Source organism: Pseudochelatococcus lubricantis (genome assembly GCF_042432495.1).
Lineage (GTDB): Bacteria > Pseudomonadota > Alphaproteobacteria > Rhizobiales > Beijerinckiaceae > Pseudochelatococcus > Pseudochelatococcus lubricantis.
Window position 1 is genome coordinate 139,778 of record NZ_JBHLXC010000002.1, and the last position, 23,077, is coordinate 162,854.

At 66.6% G+C, this 23,077-nt stretch carries 20 protein-coding genes and 1 tRNA gene; 11 read left to right on the forward strand and 10 right to left on the reverse strand.

Annotated elements, in window-relative coordinates; translation table 11 throughout:
* Position 1: 1 nt before the first annotated feature.
* From sppA to ACFFJ7_RS03565, 7 genes are all read right to left on the reverse strand, one after another.
* Positions 2-970, reverse strand: coding sequence for a signal peptide peptidase SppA (gene sppA / locus ACFFJ7_RS03535; RefSeq protein WP_166954614.1), 969 nt, complete (start codon positions 968-970; stop codon positions 2-4).
* Positions 971-1,244: 274 nt separating this feature from the next.
* Positions 1,245-2,948: a 30S ribosomal protein S1 gene (gene rpsA / locus ACFFJ7_RS03540; protein ID WP_166954612.1), complete on the reverse strand. Its 1,704-nt coding sequence runs from the start codon at positions 2,946-2,948 to the stop codon at positions 1,245-1,247.
* A 326-nt stretch (positions 2,949-3,274) separates the two neighbouring features.
* Positions 3,275-3,685: a DUF4332 domain-containing protein gene (locus tag ACFFJ7_RS03545; RefSeq protein ID WP_166954610.1), complete on the reverse strand. Its 411-nt coding sequence runs from the start codon at positions 3,683-3,685 to the stop codon at positions 3,275-3,277.
* Positions 3,686-3,879: 194 nt separating this feature from the next.
* Positions 3,880-3,956: transfer RNA gene (locus tag ACFFJ7_RS03550), tRNA-Met, on the reverse strand.
* Between the two features lie 132 nt (positions 3,957-4,088).
* A complete protein-coding gene (locus ACFFJ7_RS03555) occupies positions 4,089-5,264 on the reverse strand; it encodes a PQQ-dependent sugar dehydrogenase (RefSeq protein ID WP_377590779.1) in 1,176 nt (391 codons plus the stop codon).
* 66 nt (positions 5,265-5,330) lie between these two features.
* Positions 5,331-5,543: a hypothetical protein gene (locus ACFFJ7_RS03560; RefSeq protein WP_166954608.1), complete on the reverse strand. Its 213-nt coding sequence runs from the start codon at positions 5,541-5,543 to the stop codon at positions 5,331-5,333.
* Between the two features lie 157 nt (positions 5,544-5,700).
* Positions 5,701-5,883 (reverse strand): hypothetical protein, encoded by a 183-nt coding sequence (locus ACFFJ7_RS03565; protein ID WP_377590780.1) that lies wholly within the window; start codon positions 5,881-5,883, stop codon positions 5,701-5,703.
* On the opposite strand from ACFFJ7_RS03565, the gene ACFFJ7_RS03570 reads away from it, so the two are divergent.
* Positions 5,882-7,084 carry a pyridoxal phosphate-dependent aminotransferase gene (locus ACFFJ7_RS03570; protein WP_166954606.1) on the forward strand — a complete coding sequence of 401 codons (1,203 nt, stop codon included), beginning with the start codon at positions 5,882-5,884 and terminating at the stop codon, positions 7,082-7,084. The genes ACFFJ7_RS03565 and ACFFJ7_RS03570 overlap by 2 nt on opposite strands.
* 67 nt (positions 7,085-7,151) lie before the next feature.
* Here the strand turns inward: ACFFJ7_RS03570 and ACFFJ7_RS03575 are convergent, their stop codons facing one another.
* Together ACFFJ7_RS03575 and ACFFJ7_RS03580 are read right to left on the reverse strand one after the other, a co-directional pair.
* Complete coding sequence (locus ACFFJ7_RS03575) at positions 7,152-8,042, reverse strand: MBL fold metallo-hydrolase (protein WP_377590781.1); 891 nt, start codon at positions 8,040-8,042, stop codon at positions 7,152-7,154.
* 289 nt (positions 8,043-8,331) lie between these two features.
* Entirely contained in the window at positions 8,332-9,168 is an 837-nt protein-coding gene (locus ACFFJ7_RS03580) for a pyrimidine 5'-nucleotidase (protein WP_377590782.1), read from the reverse strand.
* A 447-nt stretch (positions 9,169-9,615) separates the two neighbouring features.
* Between ACFFJ7_RS03580 and fabA the strand changes: the two genes are divergently transcribed.
* The 4 genes from fabA to ACFFJ7_RS03600 all read left to right on the forward strand — a co-directional run bounded on the left by fabA (position 9,616) and on the right by ACFFJ7_RS03600 (position 13,558).
* The gene (gene fabA, locus ACFFJ7_RS03585; RefSeq protein ID WP_166954602.1) at positions 9,616-10,140 is read left to right on the forward strand and encodes a 3-hydroxyacyl-[acyl-carrier-protein] dehydratase FabA; all 525 of its coding nucleotides are present in this window, start codon (positions 9,616-9,618) and stop codon (positions 10,138-10,140) included.
* Between the two features lie 192 nt (positions 10,141-10,332).
* Positions 10,333-11,556, forward strand: coding sequence for a beta-ketoacyl-ACP synthase I (gene fabB / locus ACFFJ7_RS03590; RefSeq protein ID WP_377590783.1), 1,224 nt, complete (start codon positions 10,333-10,335; stop codon positions 11,554-11,556).
* Between the two features lie 30 nt (positions 11,557-11,586).
* On the forward strand, positions 11,587-12,420 hold the full coding sequence (gene fabI / locus ACFFJ7_RS03595) for an enoyl-ACP reductase FabI (protein WP_377592059.1): 834 nt from the start codon (positions 11,587-11,589) through the stop codon (positions 12,418-12,420).
* Between the two features lie 178 nt (positions 12,421-12,598).
* Positions 12,599-13,558 (forward strand): YihY/virulence factor BrkB family protein, encoded by a 960-nt coding sequence (locus tag ACFFJ7_RS03600; RefSeq protein WP_377592060.1) that lies wholly within the window; start codon positions 12,599-12,601, stop codon positions 13,556-13,558.
* Here ACFFJ7_RS03600 and ubiG read toward each other — a convergent pair.
* Positions 13,531-14,301 carry a bifunctional 2-polyprenyl-6-hydroxyphenol methylase/3-demethylubiquinol 3-O-methyltransferase UbiG gene (ubiG, locus tag ACFFJ7_RS03605; protein WP_166954596.1) on the reverse strand — a complete coding sequence of 257 codons (771 nt, stop codon included), beginning with the start codon at positions 14,299-14,301 and terminating at the stop codon, positions 13,531-13,533. The two genes, ACFFJ7_RS03600 and ubiG, sit on opposite strands and share 28 nt — an antisense overlap.
* A gap of 253 nt (positions 14,302-14,554) precedes the next feature.
* Between ubiG and ACFFJ7_RS03610 the strand changes: the two genes are divergently transcribed.
* The 6 genes from ACFFJ7_RS03610 (at position 14,555) to dapD (ending at position 23,071) form a co-directional block, all read left to right on the forward strand.
* Entirely contained in the window at positions 14,555-15,820 is a 1,266-nt protein-coding gene (locus ACFFJ7_RS03610) for an aspartate kinase (RefSeq protein ID WP_166954594.1), read from the forward strand.
* 260 nt (positions 15,821-16,080) lie between these two features.
* Positions 16,081-18,348, forward strand: coding sequence for a phosphoenolpyruvate--protein phosphotransferase (gene ptsP / locus ACFFJ7_RS03615; RefSeq protein ID WP_166954592.1), 2,268 nt, complete (start codon positions 16,081-16,083; stop codon positions 18,346-18,348).
* 79 nt (positions 18,349-18,427) lie between these two features.
* Entirely contained in the window at positions 18,428-19,504 is a 1,077-nt protein-coding gene (gene prfA, locus ACFFJ7_RS03620) for a peptide chain release factor 1 (RefSeq protein ID WP_377592061.1), read from the forward strand.
* A 10-nt stretch (positions 19,505-19,514) separates the two neighbouring features.
* On the forward strand, positions 19,515-20,390 hold the full coding sequence (gene prmC / locus ACFFJ7_RS03625; protein WP_377590784.1) for a peptide chain release factor N(5)-glutamine methyltransferase: 876 nt from the start codon (positions 19,515-19,517) through the stop codon (positions 20,388-20,390).
* A 595-nt stretch (positions 20,391-20,985) separates the two neighbouring features.
* Positions 20,986-21,990: a DUF4167 domain-containing protein gene (locus ACFFJ7_RS03630; protein ID WP_377590785.1), complete on the forward strand. Its 1,005-nt coding sequence runs from the start codon at positions 20,986-20,988 to the stop codon at positions 21,988-21,990.
* A 238-nt stretch (positions 21,991-22,228) separates the two neighbouring features.
* Positions 22,229-23,071 (forward strand): 2,3,4,5-tetrahydropyridine-2,6-dicarboxylate N-succinyltransferase, encoded by an 843-nt coding sequence (gene dapD, locus ACFFJ7_RS03635; RefSeq protein WP_377590786.1) that lies wholly within the window; start codon positions 22,229-22,231, stop codon positions 23,069-23,071.
* Positions 23,072-23,077: the final 6 nt, after the last annotated feature.

The following is a 23,077-nucleotide window of genomic DNA, read 5'->3' on the forward strand; positions in this document are numbered from 1 at the left end:
ACTAGTTTTCGACTTCAGGGTGCCAGAGCGCAAGCAGGCCGTCAAGCCGCCGCACGCCGGCACCGGCATCCAGACCGCCGAAAAACGCTGCAAGCCTTTCAAAACCCGCGGCCTGCGCCACCAGTGTCGCACCGCTGAGGAAGCCGAAGCTGCGGTCCCGCAGGCTCCGCCTCCATTCCCGCAGCGGCAGGCCCTCGGCAACGCCGCGCTCGCGGGCCAGCCAGGCCACCGCCTCGCGCTCGCCGCCGAGTTCGTCGACGAGCCGGAGATCGACGCCTTGCCGCCCGGTGAACACCCGCCCGTCGGCCACCCGCGCGAGGCCAGCATCATCGTAGCCGCGCCGTTCGCGCACGAGGCGCTTGAACCAGTCGAAGCTGTCGCGCACCAGGCTCTCCAGCGCCGCGCGCGCCTCCGGCGACGTGGGCGAGAACCCGTTGGGCGCCGCCTTCAGCGGGCTTGACTTGACCTCCTCGACGCTGACGCCGACGCTGTCGAGCAGGCCCGTTACATTCGGAAACTGGAACAGCACACCGATCGACCCGACGAGCGACGTCTCGCGCGCCACGATCCGGTCGGCGCCGAGTGCCGCGATATAGCCGCCGGACGCCGCGAGCGTGTCCACCACCGCGACCACGGGCTTCTCCGCAGCGAGACGGCGCAACGCCTCATGCAGTGCCTCGGACCCCGCCGTGGTGCCGCCGGGGCTGTCGATGCGCAGGATCACTGCCTGCACGGCCGAACTCTTGCGCACATCGCCGATGAGATCGAGCGTGCGCTGGTCGCCCGTGATGAGGCCGTCAATCGTCACCCGCGCGACGTGCGGGCGCGAGGCGGAAAGGCCGCCCTCCCGTAGCGAAAAGCCCGCCACGACAGCCACCGCGATCAGTGCCACGAACGCCAGCGCCCGCCAGAGGGTGACGCGGCCACGCAAGCGGCGGCGATCGGCGATAAGGTCGGCTTCGTAACCCATGTCCATCCCGAAACGGCGGGCCGCCATCCGGCCCTCGATCCGCCGCAAGACTAGATCAATTCCGGCTCGAAGGGAAACCCTATTTTTGATAAGTAATTGATATAAACGGTCTTCATAAAGATTTCACATGCGGCGCGGCCGATTCCTGACGGTGCGCCGGCAAAAAGAAAAACCCGCGCGTTTCCGCGCGGGTCCCGATCTTCCGTTCGTTGCGGCGCGGGGCGCCCTCCATCACGAAAGACGTGATGGAAGCGTGCGCAACGCCTTGCCGGCCTTACTTCTTTTCGGTCGCCTTCTTCAGCGCGGCGCCGAGGATGTCGCCGAGCGACGCACCCGAATCGGCGGAGCCGTACTGCGCGATGGCTTCCTTCTCCTCAGCCTTCTCCAGCGCCTTGATGGAGAGCTGGATGCGGCGCGCCTTGCGGTCGAACTGCACCACGCGGGCATCGACCTTCTCGCCGGGCGAGAAGCGCTCGGGCCGCTGGTCGTTGCGGTCGCCCGCCAGCTCCGCGCGGCGGATGAAGGAGGTCAGGTCGGTGTCGACGATGCGCACCTCGATGCCGGCGTCCTTGACCTCCAGCACCTCGGTGGTGACGGTCGAACCCTTCTTGATGTCCGAAGCGTCAGCGAAGGGGTCACCCTCAAGCTGCTTGATGCCGAGCGAGATGCGCTCCTTCTCGACATCCACGTCCAGAACGACAGCGCGCACGACGTCGCTCTTCTTGAACTCCTCGATGACCTGCTCGCCCGGACGGTTCCAGTCGAGATCGGTGAGGTGGACCATGCCGTCCACATCCCCGTCGAGGCCGATGAAGAGGCCGAACTCGGTCTTGTTCTTGACCTCGCCCTCGACCTCGGAGCCGATCGGGTGCTTCTCGGCGAAGGCTTCCCACGGATTCTGCAGGGTCTGCTTGAGGCCGAGAGAGATGCGGCGCTTGACGGGATCGACCTCGAGGATCTGCACTTCCACTTCCTGGGAGGTGGAGACGATCTTGCCGGGGTGGACGTTCTTCTTGGTCCACGACATCTCGGAGACGTGGATCAGACCCTCGATGCCAGGCTCCAGCTCGACGAACGCGCCGTAGTCGGTGATGTTCGTCACGCGGCCGCTGAAGCGGCTGTTGACCGGATAGCGCTCGGCGATGCCTTCCCACGGATCGGCCAGCAACTGCTTGATGCCGAGCGAGATGCGGTGCGTCTCGTGATTGATCTTGACGATCTTGACCTTGACCGACTGGCCGATGCTGACGACGTCGGTCGGGTGGTTGACGCGGCGCCATGCCATGTCGGTGACGTGCAGCAGGCCATCGATGCCGCCGAGATCGACGAAGGCGCCGTATTCGGTGATGTTCTTCACCACGCCCTCGATGACCTGCCCCTCTTCGAGGTTGGCCACGAGCTCGGAACGGGCCTCGGCGCGCGTCTCCTCAAGCACCGTGCGGCGCGAGACGACGATGTTGCCGCGGCGGCGGTCCATCTTGAGGATCTGGAACGGCTGCGGCACGTTGAGCAGCGGCGTGACGTCGCGCACCGGGCGAATGTCGACCTGCGAGCGCGGCAGGAACGCCACGGCGCCGTCGAGATCAACCGTATAACCGCCCTTGACCTGGTTGAAGATGACGCCCGTCACCTTCTCATTGTTCTCGAAAGCCTTCTCAAGCTTGACCCAGCTCTCCTCGCGGCGCGCCTTGTCGCGCGAGATCACGGCCTCGCCGAGCGCATTCTCCACGCGCTCCAGATAAACCTCGACCTCGTCGCCGATCTCAAGCGTCTGATCGCGGCCGGGGCCGACGAATTCCTTCAGCGGAACGCGGCCCTCGGTCTTGAGGCCGATGTCGATGACGGCGACGTCTTTCTCGATTGCGACGACGATACCCTTGACGACGGTCCCTTCCTGGGACTCATGCCCACCGAGGGATTCTTCGAGAAGCGCCGCGAAATCGTCGCGGGTCGGGGCATGGTTAGCGGTTACGGACATGAAAACTCCTGACCAACGGCGCCGGCGGCTCGAATAACGGGCCGCTCCCACGCTGCCGGCGCCGCGCGGTCTGGTTTGCCGCACGATCTTCCGCCGTAACGGCGGGCCGGCGCCTCATGGCCGACAGCAGGGAACGATTCCGGCGGCGCGCTCGGGCGGCGGGGTCGTTTTGCATGCGACAGCGCCACATATGCAACAACACCAAAAGGGCGCGGTTAACGCGCCCCAGCCACCACCCGCGGGCAGCGCATTCCGGACTTCAGACCCATACATCGGGAACGCCCGGTTAACAACCTTTTTCCGGCTGTCACCGGGCGAAAACCGCATCAGTAGGTGAGGAGCGGCGGCAGTTCCTTCGCCTGTTCGATCCACTTCGCCACCACCTTTTCGGTGGGCAGCGCGCGGACGTAGTTGCCTTTTTCGTTGGCCTCCGCCAGCGCCTTCGTCAGGTTGACGGCGTTGCGATGCTTGAGTTCCTTCACGGTGTCGACGCCCGCGGCTTCCAGCAGGTCGGAATATTCCTTGCCAACGCCGTGAATGCGCAGGAGATCCGCGATGTTCGCCCACCTGAGGATCAGCGCCTCGTCGATGCCGGTCTCCGCTGCCAGTTCCCTGCGCCCCTTGGGGTCATGCGCGCGTTCCAGCAGCGCGTCGGTGGTGGCGATCCCCGCCACCTTCAGTGCCTGCGCGTCGTTTTCCCCGATGCCCTCTATGCTGACGATTGCGTATGATGCCACGACATGCCCCTTCCTGCAGCCCGACCATGCGGTCGATACGCTCCCTTACCCGCACCATGAAACGGTTTGTTGACGCATACACGCCGAGGCCCGGCCAGCCGGCACGGCTCTTCGATCTTGCATCGATCAGGGAGGGGAAAACAAGAGAATCAGTGTGTGAGAACAGGGCGAATCGCACGAAATCCGAAGCGGAATGGTAGCAGTGGGCAGATTTGAACTGCCGACCTCCGGGTTATGAATCCGGCGCTCTCACCAACTGAGCTACACTGCCGCTTCCGTCACCGTCTCCGCGAGGCGGGAACCGATAACGACGACTCAACCCGCGCGACCTCGCCGCGCGTCTTATCAAGCGCATATAGGGAACATCCGCCGCGCCTGTCAAGAACCCGATCGCCGCCACGTCTCATCTGGCGGGGACAATGCGCAGGATGCGGCCGTTATCCGCGTCTGTCAGCAGATATAGATAGCCGTCCGGGCCCGTGCGCACGTCGCGGATGCGTTCGTTCAGATCCGTCAGCAGCCGTTCCTCGTGGGTGACGCTCTCGTCCGCGACTTCGAGGCGCACCAGCGCCTTCCCCGCCAGCGCGCCGACGAACACGCTGCCGCGCCAGGGCGCGATCGCTCCCCCTTCATGAAAAGCGAGGCCGGAAGGGGCGATCGACGGCACCCAGTAATAGACGGGTTGCTCCAGCCCTTCCCGCGCCGTGCCGATGCCGATCGGCGCGCCAGAATAGTCGACGCCGTAGGTGATGATCGGCCAGCCGTAATTCAGGCCCCGGCGGACGACATTGATCTCGTCGCCACCGCGCGCACCGTGCTCCGCGGTCCACAATTCGCCGGTCTGCGGATGCAGCGCGGCACCCTGCGCGTTGCGGTGCCCCAGCGACCAGATTTCCGGCAGGGCATCATCCTGCCCGACGAACGGATTGTCGATGGGAATGGTGCCGTCGGTGTTGATTCGCAGCACCTTGCCGAGATGGCTGCTCACATCCTGCGCCTTGTCGCGGGTGCCGAAACGGTCACCGATCGTGATGAACAGCGTATCCTCTTCCGCCGGCACCAGCCGCACGCCGAAATTCGCCGTTCCCGATGCCGTATCCTTCTGGCGGAAAATCGCCTCGACCTGCTCCAGCGTGTTTTTCTCCCGGTTGAGCACGGCGCGGTCGACGGCAATGCCCGAACCGCCCTCACGCGGCTCGACGTAGGCGAAATACAGGTACCCATTGCGCGCGAAGTCGGGATCGAGCGCGATGTCGAGCAGCCCTCCCTGCCCCCGTGCGAGCACGGCAGGCACGCCGCCAACGGGCGGCGAAAGCTTGCCATCGCGACTCACGCGGCGCAGGCGCCCCGGCCGCTCGCTCACCAGGAACTCTCCGGATGGCAGAAAGGCGAGGCCCCAGGGATGTTCGAGCCCGGAGGTCACGGTCTCGACAGAGATGTCGAGCTTTTCCGTCCGCTCCGTCACGGCGGGTGCGACCTGCGCGGCCGCCCGTATCGCCATGCCATCGGGGAGCGCGACGGCAGCGGCGGCCAGCAATCCTGCGGCCACAATCTTCGGAAACCGTCCGGAAAACCTCATCGAAGAACCTTTCGCAGATCGCGCGGACCTGCGTGTCAGTTTAATCGCGTTGGCCTCCGGGCGCCATCAGGAAACGCGGGCGATTCCTGCCGGCGGCTCCGTATGCGCAGTGTGCGCGGGGCCGAACAGCGTTCCAGCTGCGACGATTGCCGACGCCGCGATCAGGACGAGCGCCAGCACGGCCGATATCCTGAATTGGCGCGCCGCCTCTGCCGGTGCGATGGCCGCCCGTTGCCGGCGCTGGTAATCCGACATGCGGATCGGGTCGTTCGTTGTCATGTCCGCCTCCTGTCGTTCCGGGCATTTTGCCGCAGCGGGCGAAATCGTCTTGCCTCCGCGCCGTGCCTGAAGTTGCACTATGCCAGAGACGCCCGGTGGATGCCCTGCCATGTTAACGGGGCGGTTAACGAATAGTTCCTACATCTTCACGGAATCGTCACCGAAAGGCGCGTCGCTGCACCCACGATGCCGCAATACGGCGGTTTTCAGGCTTGCCAGCGAGCGGCGGGCGGACTACGTTTCCACGCTTTTCGGAATGATCGCGCTCCGCGAAGCGGGCGATCCGCCCCAAATCAATCAAGCGCTGCACCATCCCTTCTCTCAAGGAGCCCATGATCATGGCCTTTCTCGCCGATGCTCTGTCACGCATCAAGCCGTCCGCAACCATCGCGCTGACGCAGAAAGCCCGCGATCTGAAAGCCCAGGGCCGCGACGTGATCTCGCTTTCCGTCGGCGAGCCGGATTTCGATACGCCCGACAACATCAAGAACGCGGCCATCGAGGCGATTCGCCGGGGCGAGACCAAGTACACGCCGGTCGCTGGCATTCCGCAGCTCCGCGAGGCGGTTGCGCGCAAGTTCAAGCGCGAGAACGAGCTTGACTACAAGCCCTCGCAGACCATCGTCGGCACGGGCGGCAAGCACGTCATCTACAACGCCTTCCTCGCCACGCTGAACCCCGGCGACGAGGTGGTGATTCCCGCGCCCTACTGGGTTAGCTATCCCGAAATCGTCGCGCTGTGCGGCGGCACGCCGGTCATCGTCGATACCTATATCGACAAGGGCTTCAAGCTGCAGGCGGAGGATCTGGAGCGCGCCATCACGCCCAAGACCAAATGGGTGCTGTTGAACTCTCCCTCCAACCCTTCCGGCGCGGCCTATACGTGGGACGAACTGAAGGCGGTCACCGATGTGCTGGTGCGCCATCCCCACGTCTGGGTGATGACGGACGACATGTACGAGCATCTCGTCTACGGCGACTTCAAATTCGTCACGCCCGCGCAGGTCGAGCCCAACCTCTACGAGCGCACGCTGACCATCAACGGCGTGTCGAAGGCCTACGCGATGACGGGCTGGCGTATCGGCTACGCCGGCGGCCCGGAGACGCTCATCAAGGCCATGGACACGGTGCAGGGCCAGCAGACGTCGGGCACGTCGTCGATTTCGCAATGGGCGGCCGTGGAGGCGCTCGACGGGCCGCAGGACCACCTCGCGGTGTTCCGCAATGCATTCCAGGGCCGGCGCGATCTCATCGTCTCCATCCTCAACCAGACGACGGGCATCACCTGCCCGACGCCGGAGGGCGCGTTCTACGTCTATCCGTCCATCGTCCCGCTGATCGGCAAGACGGCGCCGTCCGGCAAGAAGATCGAGACGGACGAGGACTTCGTGCTGGAACTGCTCGCCACCGAGGGCGTGGCGACGGTGCATGGCTCGTCGTTCGGCTCCGGCCCGAACTTCCGCGTCAGCTACGCCACGTCGAACGACAAGCTGGAGGAAGCGGGCAACCGCATCCAGCGTTTCGTCAACAGCCTGCGCTGAACCTGCCCGCATGCCCGGTCTGCGACCGGGCATGCGCACGCGGAAACGGTCCGGCGCCGCGTTCCGGTCAAGTTAAATGGTCGAGCGCGGGAAACGACACGGCGAGCCCGTCGCGGGCGACGAAGGAACCCGGCAGCGCCGCGCGCAGCCGGGCGTCATAGGCTTCCAGGCGCGTGTCGTCGTGGCAGGGGTGCAGGTGGAACGCCGCCATCGCCTTCACCTTGCCGGCCGCGCAGAGCGCGAGGCCCGCCTCGCAGGTGGAATGCCCCCAGCCCTTGCACCGCGTGTATTCATCGGCCGCATACATGGCGTCGAAGATCATCAGGTCGGCGTTCGAGACGAAATCGGTAAGGTCCTCCGGCGGCCAGCCCAGGCTGTGCTCGACATCGCTGACGTAGCACACGCGCCGGCCGCCGAACTCGAACCGGTAGGCGCTCGCGCCATCGGGATGGAGCAGCGGGCACGTGGCGACGGAAGGGCCGTCGACGAACGCCAGCCTGTCGCCGGCGCGAAAACCGACATGCTCGAAGCGCGCCGGCAGCCCGTCGAGCCCCAGCGGAAACAGCGGCGGCGAGAACAGCCGCCCCAGCGCGGCACTGCCGTCCGCCCCGCCGAGATTGCCGACATGAACGCGGATGGTGTTGCCGCGCACCAGCGCCGGCCTGAAGAACGGCAGGCCGATGACGTGGTCGAGATGCAGATGGCTCAGCAGGATATCGATCTCGCAGCCGGAGCGCTCCGCGCCGAGATATTCGCCGAGAGGGCGGATGCCGGTGCCCGCATCGACGATGAACAGCCGCTCACCGCAGCGGATCTCCACGCAGCACGAATTGCCGCCGAACGCCACATACTGGGGCCCGGACACCGGCAATGAACCGCGTACGCCCCAGAACCGCACGGACAGGGCGTCCGCCGGGAGGGGCTGCTGGACAGCGAGAGGGTGCATAAGCGCAGACATGAAGGCAGTCTACTCTCAATCAGACTGGAAGACAGTGCGCCAATACACGTTCGCAGCCGCAATCGCAATTCGGACTGGCGCCTGGCCCCGACGATGCGCGGGGGCGATGATCGAGAAGACCGAAGGGCAAGAAGAATGCCCGGCAGCAGCATGAACGGGAGGGGGCACCGCGAACGGTCCGTTCATGCCGGCTGCCGGGCCAGGCACCCGCGCGCCACAGGCACACGGGCGACAAGGGATCGCCGAAAGCTCTCCGCTAGGGAGTTCCAGCCTCTCGCCCACTTTATTATCACCGTTGGCGCACGCCATCAGTGCGCTGCAACACGTCATAAATCGGACGGGTGTCAGATAACTGACTCGCGCCGCCCGCCGCGCAATGGAGAAAGGCCGCAAGGTCCGTCGTCTGGTGGCCGATATGCGCCTCGGCGGAGCGCCCCTGCTCGTGCGCCTCGCGGTGTGGGTCGGGCGTCGCGGGCAGCACGAGCACAGTCTGCATGCCGAGCCCGTGTGGCACCGCGAGATTGGCGGAGAGGTCCTCGAACATCGCCGCGCGCGTGGGGTCGATGCCGTGCCTCTCGATGAAGCGCGCGTAGGTGACGGCTTCGGGCTTGGGCACGAATGCGGCGTCGACAATGTCGAACAGATCCTCGAACAGATCGGCGATGCCCAGCCGCCCGACGACGGCACCCGCGTGGGCGCGCGACCCGTTGGTGAAGACGAACCTGCGCCCCGGCAGATTGGCCACCGCGCGGCGCAGGCGCTCGTCGCGGACGACGGCCGAATAGTCAATGTCGTGCGCGAAATCGAGGAACGCTTGCGGATCGACGGCGTGCTCCGCCATCAGGCCGCGCAGCGTCGTGCCGTAACGATGATAATAATATTTCTGCAGCGCACGCGCCGACATCGCGTCGAGGCCGAACAACTCGCACATGTAGAGGGTGATCTGCGTATCGACCTGCGGCCACAGCCCTGCCTCATGCGAGTACAGCGTGTTGTCGAGGTCGAAAATCCACGTCTCGACATGCGCGAAAACGTTATTGTGTCCGGGCAGGGCATCGCCGCCTGCGACACCGGCCGCCGCGGGATCGGCCAGAGCAGCCCGCGCCTCGTTTTCTTCATACGCCATCGCGCGTCTTCAACCTTCCCGGCCGGCGGTAACGAGATCCCGGCGCGGCCTGCCGCGCCGGCCCGTGTGCGGAAAGCTGGCCGGCAGCCGGACGGGCCGTTTTCGCGACGGGTAACGGGAGATGGGGTATGGTGGCGACAATCTCAAGCGGCAGCCGCTGTCGTGATCTTGCGGAATCAAGCCTGTAGACAACATTAAAGTCCCCGTCGCCGCTTTCAGGTCGGCGACCATTATGTTAGGAAGCGCGAAACGGGGTTGGGTCGGGGATCGGGAATCGGTTCGCGGACGCGGCTTCACCAGTTACTAACGGATGACGTATCGGCGCATTAGGTGAACGCGCCGTGCGGCCACGTCGGGATTGATCCGCCCACCGTCACTAAAGGTTCGGGCAACGGTGCATTAGCGCCCTGAACGATGACGAAAAGATGAAAGGAACGACCGGGGGACATGGAGCGCCAGTCGAGTTATGATTATGAACAGCTTCTCGCCTGTGGGCGGGGAGAGCTGTTCGGTGCCGGAAATGCGCAGTTGCCCCTGCCGCCGATGCTGATGTTCGACCGTATCACCTCCATCGTGGAGGCAGGCGGCGAATACGGCAAGGGCGGCGTACGGGCGGAACTCGATGTGCGGCCGGACCTTTGGTTCTTTTCCTGCCACTTCAAGGGCGACCCGGTGATGCCCGGCTGCCTGGGCGTCGATGCCCTCTGGCAGCTCGTCGGCTTCTTCCTCGGCTGGCTAGGCTCGCCGGGACGCGGCCGGGCGCTGGGCGTGGGCGAGGTCAAGTTCACGGATCAGGTGCTGCCGACCATCCGTAATGTCGTCTACGGCGTCGATCTCAAGCGCGTCTTCCGCTCGAAGCTGGTGCTCGGCATTGCCGACGGCTGGCTGGAGGCCGACGGCAAGCGCATCTACACCGCCAGGGACCTGCGCGTCGGCCTGTTCACCACGGATGCGGCCGCAGCCGGCGCCTGACGCAGCCGGCCGGTTTTCCGCGAGCGGGATGCGGGATGGCTGGACAACGCCACCGACGCGCGCCATATGCTGCGACAAGTGCCGGCGCGGGCGGATACCGCCCGCAGGTTCCCCCGCAGATGCCGGGATGGGCCTTGGCCGCGCGCGAACGACTTGACTGAACCGAATATTGCGAAAGAGGGAACGTTTGCGATGAGACGTGTCGTGGTGACGGGGATGGGCATCGTCTCATCCATCGGCAACAACGCGCAGGAAGTGCTGGCTTCGCTGCGCGAAGCGCGTTCCGGCATCGTCTTCGCGCAGGACTATGCCGACCTTGGGTTCCGCTGCCGCGTGCACGGCGCCCCCACCATCCGGCCGGAGGAGCATGTCGACAGGCGCGCCATGCGGTTCCACGGCGGCGGCACGGGCTGGAACCACATCGCCATGGATCAGGCCATCGCCGATTCGGGGCTGGATCCGTCCGACATCAGCAACGAGCGCACCGGCATCATCATGGGCTCCGGCGGGCCTTCCGCGCGCACGCTCGTCGACGCGGCGGACATCACCCGCACCAAGGGCCCCAAGCGCGTCGGGCCTTTCGCCGTGCCGAAGGCCATGTCCTCCACCGCCTCCGCCACGCTCGCGACCTGGTTCAAGATCAAGGGCGTCAACTATTCGATCTCGTCCGCCTGCGCCACGTCCAGCCACTGCATCGGCAACTCCGTCGAGCAGATCCAGTACGGCAAGCAGGACATCATGTTCGCGGGCGGCTGCGAGGAACTCGACTGGACGCTCTCCGTGCTGTTCGACGCCATGGGCGCCATGTCCTCGAAATACAACGACACGCCGCAGACCGCCTCCCGCGCCTATGACCTCCACCGCGACGGCTTCGTGATCGCCGGCGGCGCCGGCGTCCTGGTGCTGGAGGAGCTGGAGCACGCGCGGGCGCGCGGCGCGAAAATCTATGCGGAAATCGTCGGCTATGGCGCGACGTCCGACGGCTACGACATGGTTGCCCCCTCGGGCGAGGGCGCGGAGCGCTGCATGCGGCAGGCGCTCGCCACCGTCAATGTGCCGGTCGACTACATCAATCCGCACGCCACGTCCACGCCGGCCGGCGACGGGCCGGAAATCGAGGCCATCCGGCGCGTGTTCGGCGCGGGGGAGGCCTGCCCGCCCATCTCCGCCACCAAGTCTCTCACCGGCCATTCGCTGGGGGCGGCGGGCGTGCAGGAGGCGATCTATTCGCTGCTGATGCTCAACAACGGTTTCATCTGCAAGAGCGCCAACATCGAGGAACTGGACCCCGCCTTCGCGGACATGCCGATCGTCCGCGAGCGCATTGACGACGTATCGCTCAATTGCGTGCTGTCGAACTCGTTCGGCTTCGGCGGCACCAACGCTACCCTCGTCTTCAAGCGACTCGAAGCCTGAGGCGGAGGAATGCTAGTGACAAAAGGTCTGATGCAGGGAAAACGCGGCCTCGTCATGGGCGTCGCGAACGATCATTCCATTGCCTGGGGCATCGCGAAGACGCTGCACGAACACGGGGCGGAACTGGCCTTCACCTATCAGGGCAACGCGCTGCACAAGCGCGTGGCGCCGCTTGCGGAAACGGTCGGCTCAAGCGTGATCCTGCCGTGCGACGTGGAGGACCTCGCGTCCGTGGATGCGGTGTTCGACGCGCTGAAGGAGCAGTGGGGCGGCATCGATTTTCTGGTGCACGCCATCGCCTTCTCGGACAAGAGCGAGCTGAAGGGCCGCTATGCCGACACCACGCGCGAGAACTTTCTGCGCACGATGCTGATCTCCTGCTTCTCCTTCACCGAGGTGACGAAGCGCGCGGCCGCGATCATGCCGGCGGGCGGTTCCATCATGACGCTGACCTACGGCGGCGCTACCCGCGTCATGCCCAACTACAATGTCATGGGTGTTGCCAAGGCGGCGCTGGAGGCGAGCGTGCGCTACCTCGCCAACGATTTCGGCGCGGATTCCATCCGCGTCAACGCCATCTCGGCCGGCCCGGTGCGCACGCTGGCGGGCGCGGGCATCGCCGACGCGCGGCTGATGTATTCCTACCAGAAGGCCAACTCGCCCCTGCGGCGCACCGTCACCACCGAGGAAATCGGCGGTGCGGCGGCATACCTGCTTTCGGACCTGTCCTCCGGTGTCACGGGCGAGATCCACTACGTGGATTCCGGCTACAACATCATCTCGATGCCGCGCACCGAAACGCTGAAAATCCACGACGCGGCGGAGGCAGCGGCACAGGCGGCGGGAACCGAAGCCGCGAAATAGGCATTTCCGATCCGGCGCCCTTCGCTCCCCACCTCCGTTTCCTTGCGGCGATAACGGAGCGGTGCGCCTCGCGCACCACATATTCGTGTTCCGGATATGCTATTGATGGGGATGGATCGCGCTAGGCAGGCGCCGTCCATCCCCGATACTGGCACGCGGAGGGGTCGGTTTGGACATCGTGACCCGCCTTGCAAAGCTGATCTGGATGTCGTTCCGCCGCTTCGACGCCCATGATGGCTGGGCCATCGCGAGCCATATCGCGCTCTCGGCGCTGATGTCGCTGTTTCCCTTCGTCATCCTCATCGCCGCGCTCGCCAGTACGTTTCAGGCCGAAGGGCTTGCCGATTCCGTCACCGACCTGATGCTGGAGGCCTGGCCGCAGGAGGTCGCAGGGCCGATCGGGCGCGAACTCCACCATGTGCTCACCATCAAGCGCGGCGACCTGCTCACCGTGGGCGCCTTGCTTGCGCTCTACTTCTCGTCGAACGGGGTGGAGGCGCTGCGCATCGGCCTCAACCGCGCCTATGACGTGACGGAGACACGCCCGTGGTGGCTGACGCGGCTTGAGGCCTTCGCCTATGTGATCGGCGGCGCGGCGGCATTGATCGTGTTCTCGTTCCTCGTCGTACTAGGGCCGCTGCTATGGCGCACGCTGGTGGAATACGTGCCCGCGCTCCAGCCTCTGCATGGCCTCGTATTCGCCGCGCGCTTCTCGGTGGCGACGCTGGTGATCGTGATCGCGCTCTTCGTCGGCCATCTGTGGCTGCCCAGCGAACGCGCGCGCCGCAAGAAGGACCGCCTGCTCGGCGAACGGCGCACGCTGCTGTCGGTGCTGCCGGGGGTCGCGGTGACGCTGGTTCTCTGGCTCGTCGGCGGCACGGCCTTCGGCCTTTATCTCGACAGCTTCGCGCGCAACTATGTCTCGACCTACGCGGGGTTGGCGTCGGGCATGATCGTGCTGGTATTTCTCTATATGCTCGCCGCCATTTTCATCTACGGGGCGGAACTCAACGCCTCCATCGCGGCGCTGCGGCGCAAGGCACGCGAAAACGCGGCGGCCCAGGAAGAGCCCCTGGCGCCGGAGGAAGCGGCGGGCGAGGCGCGGCCCGCTCAGACGCGCGCCGCCGCCAGCATATAATTCACCGACAGGTCGGACGACGTCTGCCACGTATCGCCCAGCGGCCGATAGACGACGCCTGTGCGGTCCGTGACGGCCAGGCCGTGCCGGGAGATGGCGGCGGCAAGTTCGTCGGGCGTGATGAACCGGCGCCAGTCATGCGTGCCGCGCGGCAGCCAGCGCAGCACGTACTCCGCTCCCACGATGGCGAGCGCGAAGGATTTCGCCGTGCGGTTCAGGGTCGCCATGACGAGCAGACCGCCCGGCCGCACGACGGCGCAGGTCGCGGCGACGAAAGCCTCGACATCGGCCACGTGCTCCACCACCTCCATGGCGAGCACGACATCGAATTGCTCGCCGCTGGCGGCCACGCTCTCCACCGTCTGCGCGCGGTAGTCGATGGCGAGCCCCTCCCCCGCCGCGTGCGCTCGCGCCACGGCAAGATTCTTCTCTGCCGGATCGAGCCCGGTGACGGACGCGCCGAGACGCGCCAGCGGCTCCGAAAGCACACCGCCGCCGCAGCCGATGTCGAGCACCGAAAGCCCGGCCAGCGGGGCATCGGCGCGGATGTCGCGCCCGAAGCGATTCGCGGCGAGGTCGCGGATGTAGCCCACCCGCACGGGGTTGAAGCGGTGAAGCGGACGCATCGGCCCGCGCGGGTCCCACCATGTGCCGGCGAGGCGCTCGAAGCGGGCCACCTCGTCGGGATCGACCGTTCCCGCCTCAGTCTGTCGTGTGCCAGTCACCGCGTCCTCCTGCTGCATCTCGGGCAAGCCCCTGTCCCGCGCCCGGCCGGGCGGGCGTCGTCAGACGTCACCCGCCGTTCGTCCGACCGGCACATGCGGACCATTGACATGCGGGCCCGCCCCCGGCATCTATACACGCCTTTCATGCCGTTTTCAGCGGTTGAATGCCAGTTCCACAGGCTCCGGTTCCATCTGGCGCCAGTTCCTTCAGTCCCGGTTTTCCCGGCCGCTGCGGCGGTGCAAGCCAACGGAAAGCGAACCCGATTCCATCATGGCCCGTCTGGTGTTGAAGTTCGGCGGTACGTCCGTCGCCACGATTGAACGAATCCGCAACGTGGCTCTCCATGTAAAACGCGAGGTGGATGCAGGCCATCAGGTCGCCGTCGTCGTATCGGCCATGTCGGGCAAAACCAACGAACTGGTGGGGTGGTGCCGCGAGGCCTCCGCCCTGCACGACGCGCGCGAATATGACGCAGTGGTCGCGTCGGGCGAGCAGATCACGGCCGGCCTCCTGGCAATCACGCTGCAATCCATGGGGCTCGATGCGCGCTCGTGGCTCGGCTGGCAGATTCCGATCCTGACCGACGGCGCCCACGGCGCCGCCCGCATCACCGGCATGGACGGCGCGCCGCTTATCGAGGCGTTCGAGAAGAATAACCAGATCGCGGTGATCGCAGGCTTCCAGGGCATTCACCAGCAGACCGGGCGCATCACGACGCTCGGGCGCGGCGGCTCGGATACGAGCGCGGTGGCCGTCGCCGCCGCCATCAACGCCGACCGGTGCGATATCTACACGGACGTCGACGGCGTCTACACCACCGACCCGCGCGTGGTGCCCCACGCCAGCCGGCTCGACCGCGTCTCCTTCGAGGAAATGCTCGAAATGGCCTCGCTCGGCGCGAAAGTGCTGCAGGTGCGCTCGGTGGAACTCGCCATGCTCTACAAGGTGCGCACCTTCGTGCGTTCCAGTTTCGACGATCCGGCCGCGCCCCGGCCCGGCACCCTGATTTGCGATGAGGAGGATATATTGGAACAACAGGTCGTGACCGGCATCGCCTTCTCGCGAGACGAAGCACAGATCACGCTGCGGCGCGTTGCAGACCATCCGGGCATCGCCGCGGCGATCTTCGGCCCGCTGGCGGATGCCAATATCAATGTCGATATGATCATCCAGGTCGTTTCCGACGACACGACGACAACCGACATCACCTTCACCGTTCCGGCCTCCAGCTATGAGCGGGCGCGCCAGATCCTGGAGGATCACCGCGCCACCATCGGCTTCACCTCCCTGCAGGGCGCAACCGACGTTGTGAAGATTTCCGCCATCGGCATCGGCATGCGCAGCCATGCGGGCGTCGCCGCGCGCGCCTTCCGCGCCCTGGCGGACAAGGGCATCAACATCCGTGCGATCACCACATCGGAGATCAAGTTCTCGGTGCTGATCGATGCCGAATATACGGAGCTTGCCGTGCGCACGCTCCACGCGCTCTACGGACTCGACAGGAAGCCCGAGGCGGAAACGAAGGCCGCAAGCTGAACGGGCCGGCGGCGGATTGCGCCGTTGTCGTGTGACGTGCACGATTGCGTGCGACAAACGCGCGTGACGTCCTGGAGAGGTCAATGTTGCATTGCACAACTGCAATCCGCATCATTCTTTTGGGCGTTGACGCTTGCGATGTTGCATGAAGCTTGGTTATACCCCGCACATGGGCTGCCGGGGAGCTGCGTCGTGAGTCGCGGTTTCGGGCCGGTGTGGTGCCGCCCCGCGACAGGGAGCGGCTTTTCGGGAACGGGCTGATGCGGGGAGCGTTGGGGAGCCCACGATTGCTGTTGCGTCGTCTGCGCGAGGTCATGGCGGAACCGGTCAGTGCGCAGGAGCGGCTGGACCGGATCGTGGTCGTTATTGCCTCCAACATGGTCGCGGAGGTGTGCTCGGTCTACGTGCTGCGCATCGACGGCACGCTGGAGCTTTACGCCACGGAGGGCCTCAATCCCGAGGCCGTCCACATGACGACCATGCGCCTCGGCGAGGGCATCGTCGGCACCATCGCCCGCGACGCTGAACCGCTCGCGCTGGCGGACGCGCAGCTCCACCCCGCTTATTCCTACAAGCCGGAAACCGGGGAGGAAGTGTACCGCAGCTTCCTTGGCGTTCCCATCCTGCGCGCCGGCAACACGCTCGGCGTTCTCGTCGTCCAGAACCGCGCCCAGCGCAACTATACGGAAGAAGAGATCGAGGCGCTGCAGACCACGGCCATGGTGCTCGCGGAGATGATCGCCTCCGGCGAGCTGCAGGCGCTGGCGAAACCGGGCGCCGACATCGCCGTGCGCCGCTCCCTGCACCTGCGCGGCGTTTCGCTGGCAGACGGCGTGGGGCTCGGCCACGCGGTGCTGCACGAGCCGCGCGTCGTGGTGAACAATCTTCTCGCGGACGATCCGGCGCACGAACTCGCACGCATCGACAAGGGCGTCGCTGCCGTGCGCGAGACCATCGACCGGCTGGTGGAGCGCGGCGACGTCGCCCATCATGGCGAGCACCGCGACGTGCTGGAGACGGTGCGCATGTTCGCGAACGATCAGGGCTGGATCAGGCGCGTGCGCGAGGTCGTGGGCACCGGCCTCACGGCCGAGGCCGCCGTCGAGCGCGTGCAGTCGGACGTGCGCGCGCGCATGTTGCGCCAGACGGACCCCTATCTGCGCGACCGGCTGCACGATCTCGACGAATTGTCCGACCGCCTGCTGCACGCGCTCGCCGGCGAGCATTTCGGCGCCTCGCGCGAGGAACTGCCGGAGAACGCCATCCTGGTGGCGCGCTCCATGGGACCGGCGGCGCTGCTCGACTACGACCGCTCGCGCCTGCGCGGCCTCGTGCTGGAGGAAGGCGGACCGGCGAGCCATATCGCCATCGTCGCGCGCGCGCTCGGCATCCCCACCGTCAGCGAGATCGCCGGCATCGCCGGCATGCTGGAGGCGGGCGATGCCGTCATCGTCGACGGTTCGGCGGGCGACGTGCAGGTGCGTCCCCAGCCCGACGTCCAGTCCGCCTACGCCGAGAAGGCGCGGCTGCGCGCCAAGCGGCAGGAGCAGTACCGCAGCCTGCGCGACCTGCCCGCGCTGACACTCGACGGCGAGCGGATATCGCTCAATCTCAACGCCGGCCTGCTCGTCGACCTGCCGCACGTGTCGGAGACGAATGCCGACGGCGTCGGCCTGTTCCGCACGGAACTGCAGTTCATGATCGCCGAGCGCATGCCCTCCACCAGCGAGCAGGAGGCGCTCTACCGGCAGGTGCTCGACGAACTGAACGGCGCGCCGGTGACCTTCCGCACGCTGGATATCGGCGGCGACAAGGTGCTGCCCTACATGCAGGCGGTGGAGGAGGAGAATCCGGCGCTGGGCTGGCGCGCCATCCGCATTGGCCTCGACCGGCCCGGCCTGCTGCGGGCGCAGGTGCGCGCGCTGCTGAAGGCTTGCAGCGGGCGGGCGCTGAAAGTGATGTTCCCCATGGTCGCCACCGTCGAGGAGTTCAATCGCGCGAAGGCCATCGTCACGCGCGAGCTGTCCTACCTGCGCAAGCACGGCCATGTCGAGCCCTCCTCCATCGCCGTGGGCGTGATGGTGGAGGTGCCCTCGCTGGTGTTCCAGATCGAGGAACTGGTGCGGGTCGCGGACTTTCTCTCCGTCGGCTCCAACGACCTGATGCAGTTCCTGTTCGCCGCCGACCGCGAGAACCGGCAGGTGGCCGAGCGCTTCGACCCGCTCAGCACGCCGCTGCTGCGCGCGCTGAAGGTCATTCACGACAGCGCCAGTGCCGGCAACACGCCGGTGACGCTGTGCGGCGAGATCGGCGGCAAGCCGCTGGAGGCGATGGCGCTCATCGGCCTGGGCTACCGGTCGCTTTCCATGTCACCGGCCTCCATCGGCCCGGTGAAGGCCATGCTGCTGTCGCTCGACACGGGCGCCATCACGGCGGAGATGAACCGGCTGCTGGCGACGGCGGGCGACCGGGGCACGCTGCGCCAGGCGCTGGCGGGCTTTGCAGCCGCGCGGGGGATTCCGGTGTAGCGTGTCTCCGTTTCGCGCCGCCGCCCTTGCGGTTCCACGCTGCCGCATCCATTTCCCCGACAAGATATTCATGACCGACATCATCACCCCTCCCGCCGACCGGCTCGCCGCCATTCTCGACCGCCACGCCGTGCTGACGGCGACGCTGGCGGCCGGTGCCGATTCCGACACGTTCGTTTCGCTGTCGCGGGAGCTGTCGGAGCTAGACCCCGTCGTGGAGGCGATCCGCACCTTCAAGACGGCGGAGAGCGACCTCGCGGAGATCGATTCGCTCATCGGCGATCCGAAGACGGACCGGGAGATGCGCGCCTTCGCGGCGGACGAGCGCCCGGCAGCCGTGGCGCAACTTGCGGAAGCTGCGCGCACGCTGACGATCATGCTGCTGCCTAAGGACAGCGCCGACGAGAAGAGCGCCATCCTTGAAATCCGTGGCGGCACGGGCGGCGACGAGGCCGCGCTGTTCGCGGGAGACCTGCTGCGCATGTACACGCGCTATGCCGCCACGAAGGGCTGGTCGGTCGAGATTCTGTCCGAGAGCCCCGGCACGGCCGGCGGCTACAAGGAAGTGGTCGCGGAGGTGACGGGCCGGGGTGTGTTCGCGCGCCTGAAGTTCGAATCCGGCACGCATCGCGTGCAGCGCGTGCCGGATACGGAGGCGTCCGGCCGCATCCACACCTCCGCCGCCACGGTCGCCGTGCTGCCGGAGGCGGAGGAGGTGGATGTCGCCATCGACGAATCGGACCTGCGCATCGAGACCATGCGCTCCGGCGGCGCGGGCGGCCAGCACGTCAACAAGACCGAATCGGCCATCCGCATCACGCATATCCCCACCAACACCGTGGTGTTGGTGCAGGAGGAGCGCTCCCAGCACCGCAACCGCGCCAAGGCCATGTCCATGCTGCGCGCCCGTCTCTATGATGCCGAGCGCAGCCGCAAGGACGCCGAGCGCGCGCAGGACCGCAAGCTGCAGGTGGGCTCGGGCGACCGCTCCGAGCGCATCCGCACCTATAACTTCCCGCAGGGGCGCGTCACGGACCACCGCATCAACCTCACCCTCTACAAGCTGGACGAGGTGATGATGGGCACCGGCCTCGACCAGCTGCTCGATGCCCTGATCGCCGAGCATCAGGCCGAACAGCTCGCGGCGCAGGCATGATCGCCGGCCGATGACGCAGCCGACCTCCCGCGCGCAGGCCCTGAAGCGGCTGACCGCAGACCTGCGGGAAGCGGGCATCGACACCGCCGCCCTCGACGCGCGCATTCTGCTGAAGGCGGCGGCGAATCTGTCGACGGCCGATCTCTATGCCTGGCCCGACGCGCCGCTCGGCGACGCCGCGCTCGCGCGCCTTGCGGCGATGGCGCGCCGCCGCCGCGCCCGCGAGCCGGTGGCGCGCATTCTCGGGCAATGGGAATTCTGGGGCCTGCCGTTCACCCTCTCCCCGGCCACGCTCGTGCCGCGCCCGGAGACGGAATTCGTCGTCGAGGCGGCCGTCGCCGAACACGGGCGAATCGCCGCGGCGCGTGGCGATTCGCCCGTCACCTTTGTCGATCTCGGCACCGGCTCCGGCTGCATCGCCGTCGCGGTGGCACACGAACTGCCGGCGGCGCGCGGTATCGCCGTCGATCTCGCTCCCGATGCCGCGCGGGTCGCCCGCGACAACGCCCGCCGCAACGGCGTCGCGGAGCGCTTGTCGATCATCGCGGGATCGTGGGGATCGGCGCTGGCCGACAGCAGCGCGGACATGATCCTTTCCAACCCACCCTACATCGAAACCCTTGACGTGGAAGGGCTGGAACCCGATGTAAGGGATTACGATCCACATCTCGCGCTCGATGGCGGTGCCGATGGGCTTGATGCCTACCGGCAGATATTCGCCGATGCGCGCCGGCTCTTGCGCGCGGATGGCGCCGTCATCGTGGAATTCGGCCGTGGACAGGCGGCGTCCGTTGCGGATATCGCGCGGGCGCAGGGGCTGTCCGCCCACCCGCCGCTCGCCGACCTGTCTGGAATCGAGCGCGTCATTGTTGCCACATTAATATGAAAGATGAGGCTGCTTGATACTTTCCAGACAAAAAACGCTTGGCGGGACAGGGGTAAGCCGGTAGTGTCGAAGCGTGAATCAGGCTTGGCTGTTGACTGTATTACCTGGGACGCCTCCACTGCGTGCAGGTTCCGGGCAGCTTTTCGCACAATCTGTTGAACTGATCGCATCTATCGTAATGGATGATTCCAGCAGATCGGGATTTCGTGTGATCCATCGACGTATCCGGCTGTTTTCGACTGTCGCAGCGCGCCTTCCCGCCGAGGGCGCGTGCGGGCGGTCGCGGATTTCGCCGTGTTGTTGAATTGCGTGGCATCCCGCGCGCCGGGCCAGACATCGCCGGAGCGCATGCTTGCGGGCGTGCGCGGATTCTGGAAAGCGGTATCGAGGATATAAGAACATTAACGAACCAAAGGCCTTTTGCCGCCCTTGCGCGACGGGGGCAACCAGGTGCCCTTGCCGCATGAGCGCGAGGGTTGAAGTACCGGCGTTACGGACGAGTAACCGATGCAGCGAGCGATCGGCATTTCCGCGGCCCACCGGATGGCAGCGGGGACGTGACGTCCCCCAGTTACAGCTCCCAATGAGATAGTCGATGAGACCAGGTCAAAACAGACGCATGCGCAACCGCAACCGCAAGGCTCCCAACCCGCTGACGAAGACGTTCGAGTCAAATGGGCCGGACGTGAAGGTGCGGGGCACGGCTCAGCACATCGCCGAGAAATACACGCAGTTGTCGCGTGACGCGCACGTCGCCGGCGATCCGGTGGCGGCGGAGAACTATCTCCAGCACGCGGAACACTACCTGCGCATCATTCTCGCCGCCCAGGCGCAATATCAGCAGAACTTCGGTTTCCCGCGTCCCTTCGACGACGATCAGGAGGATGCGGGCGAGGACGGCGGCTACGGCTATGGCGTGCAGGACTACGGCTCGCCCCAGCCCGATACGCGCGCCTCCGACCAGCGACAGGGCGGCCAGCGTCAGACTGACTCGCGTCTTGCCGCCTTCGATGACGAGGGCCAGCCCGTTCCCCAGCGCGAACGCAGCGAAAGGTCCGGCCGGGGACAGGACCGCACGCAGGATGGCGCCCCGCAGGAGCGCGGAGCGCACGACAGGAGCGAACGGCAGGACCGCCGCGAACGCTTCCGCCGCAGGCGCGAGGAAAACATCAACGGCTATGCGCAGCAACCCGCCGAGGATGCCGGCGCGGCCCGCCAGCCTTCCCTGCCCGCTTTCCTGACCACGCCGGTGCGCACCACCGCTGTCGAGACCGATGAGCAGCCTGTTGTCGCGCGCCCCCGCGCCGCCGATGAGGCGCCCGAAGCCGCTCCCCGCGACCAGACTGCCGATGTGGCGGCTGCCGCGCCGGTCGCCGTTGCTGCGCCGGAGCCGGCGCCGCCTGCTCCCGTCACCGCCGCGGAAGAGCCCGCCGAGGCGCCCGCGCCGCGCACCCGCCGCCGCCGCACCACGGCCGTAGCGGTCACCAGTGTGGAGGAAGGCAGCGTGGGCGAAGAAGAGGCCGCCCCCCCCGTGCGCAAGCTGCGGGCGACGCGCACCCGCAAGAAAACCGTGGAAAGCGATCTGCCGGTTACCGAGTAATCGGCAGCTCTTCCCTCCTACCGGCGATCGAGAAAACCGCCGGCAGCATCGACAGAGAGGCTATGCCGAGGGTAGCCCCGCGAGGGGCTGAGATTCCGGCATGCCGTTCCGCGAGATCGTGCCCGGTCCCGCCTGTGGCCAGATCCTGTCGTCGGCCATTGACAGGCGGGCGGCGGCGGGCAAATTTGCGTTTTCGATGCACGCTCCCGACCGTGCCGCAACGAGAACACGGATAACCATGACATACGACGCCATCGCCTCCATCATCGACAGCGCCTGGGAAAAGCGGGCCGAAATCTCCGTCGCCACCGCCGGCGAGATTCGCGACGGCGTGGAGGAGGCGCTGCGCCTGCTCGACAGTGGGCGGGCGCGGGTGGCCGAGAAGGTCGACGGCGCGTGGCGCGTCAACCAGTGGCTGAAGAAGGCGGTGCTGCTTTCCTTCCGCCTCAACGATATGCACGTCATCGAAGGCGGCCCCGGCGGCGCCGTGTGGTGGGACAAGGTGCCCTCAAAGTTCGCCGGCTGGGATGCGCCCACCTTCCGCGAGGCCGGCTTCCGCGCGGTGCCGAACGTCACGGTGCGCTACGGCGCCCATATCGCGCCCGGCGTCGTGCTGATGCCTTCCTTCGTTAATCTCGGCGCCTATGTGGGCGAGGGCACAATGGTCGACACCTGGGCGACCGTCGGCTCCTGCGCGCAGATCGGCAGGAACGTGCATCTGTCCGGCGGCGTCGGCATCGGCGGCGTGCTGGAGCCGTTGCAGGCGAACCCCGTCATCATCGAGGACGATTGCTTCATCGGCGCCCGGTCCGAGGTGGTCGAGGGCGTAATCGTCCGCGAGGGCGCGGTGCTGTCGATGGGCGTGTTCATCAGCGCCTCGACAAAGATCATCGACCGCGAGACCGGCGAAGTTTTCCGCGGCGAGGTGCCGCCCTATTCCGTGGTGGTGCCCGGCAGTCTGCCCGGCAAGCCCCTGCCCGACGGCACGCCCGGCCCCTCCCTCTACGCGGCGGTGATCGTCAAGCGCGTCGACGCACAGACGCGCGCCAAGACAAGCATCAACGACCTGCTGCGCGACTGAGTTCCC

Coding starts and splice junctions, on each gene's coding strand:
- ACFFJ7_RS03560 (WP_166954608.1), bottom strand. CDS start 5,543: ATGACAACGAACGACCCGATCCGCATGTCGGATTACCAGCGCCGGCAA.
- ubiG (WP_166954596.1), bottom strand. CDS start 14,301: ATGCAGCAGGAGGACGCGGTGACTGGCACACGACAGACTGAGGCGGGA.
- ACFFJ7_RS03580 (WP_377590782.1), bottom strand. CDS start 9,168: ATGGCGTATGAAGAAAACGAGGCGCGGGCTGCTCTGGCCGATCCCGCG.
- ACFFJ7_RS03570 (WP_166954606.1), top strand. CDS start 5,882: ATGGCCTTTCTCGCCGATGCTCTGTCACGCATCAAGCCGTCCGCAACC.
- ACFFJ7_RS03555 (WP_377590779.1), bottom strand. CDS start 5,264: ATGAGGTTTTCCGGACGGTTTCCGAAGATTGTGGCCGCAGGATTGCTG.
- dapD (WP_377590786.1), top strand. CDS start 22,229: ATGACATACGACGCCATCGCCTCCATCATCGACAGCGCCTGGGAAAAG.
- rpsA (WP_166954612.1), bottom strand. CDS start 2,948: ATGTCCGTAACCGCTAACCATGCCCCGACCCGCGACGATTTCGCGGCG.
- fabA (WP_166954602.1), top strand. CDS start 9,616: ATGGAGCGCCAGTCGAGTTATGATTATGAACAGCTTCTCGCCTGTGGG.
- sppA (WP_166954614.1), bottom strand. CDS start 970: ATGGGTTACGAAGCCGACCTTATCGCCGATCGCCGCCGCTTGCGTGGC.
- ACFFJ7_RS03610 (WP_166954594.1), top strand. CDS start 14,555: ATGGCCCGTCTGGTGTTGAAGTTCGGCGGTACGTCCGTCGCCACGATT.
- ACFFJ7_RS03565 (WP_377590780.1), bottom strand. CDS start 5,883: ATGATCATGGGCTCCTTGAGAGAAGGGATGGTGCAGCGCTTGATTGAT.
- ACFFJ7_RS03630 (WP_377590785.1), top strand. CDS start 20,986: ATGAGACCAGGTCAAAACAGACGCATGCGCAACCGCAACCGCAAGGCT.
- fabI (WP_377592059.1), top strand. CDS start 11,587: ATGCAGGGAAAACGCGGCCTCGTCATGGGCGTCGCGAACGATCATTCC.
- fabB (WP_377590783.1), top strand. CDS start 10,333: ATGAGACGTGTCGTGGTGACGGGGATGGGCATCGTCTCATCCATCGGC.
- prmC (WP_377590784.1), top strand. CDS start 19,515: ATGACGCAGCCGACCTCCCGCGCGCAGGCCCTGAAGCGGCTGACCGCA.
- ACFFJ7_RS03575 (WP_377590781.1), bottom strand. CDS start 8,042: ATGTCTGCGCTTATGCACCCTCTCGCTGTCCAGCAGCCCCTCCCGGCG.
- ptsP (WP_166954592.1), top strand. CDS start 16,081: ATGCGGGGAGCGTTGGGGAGCCCACGATTGCTGTTGCGTCGTCTGCGC.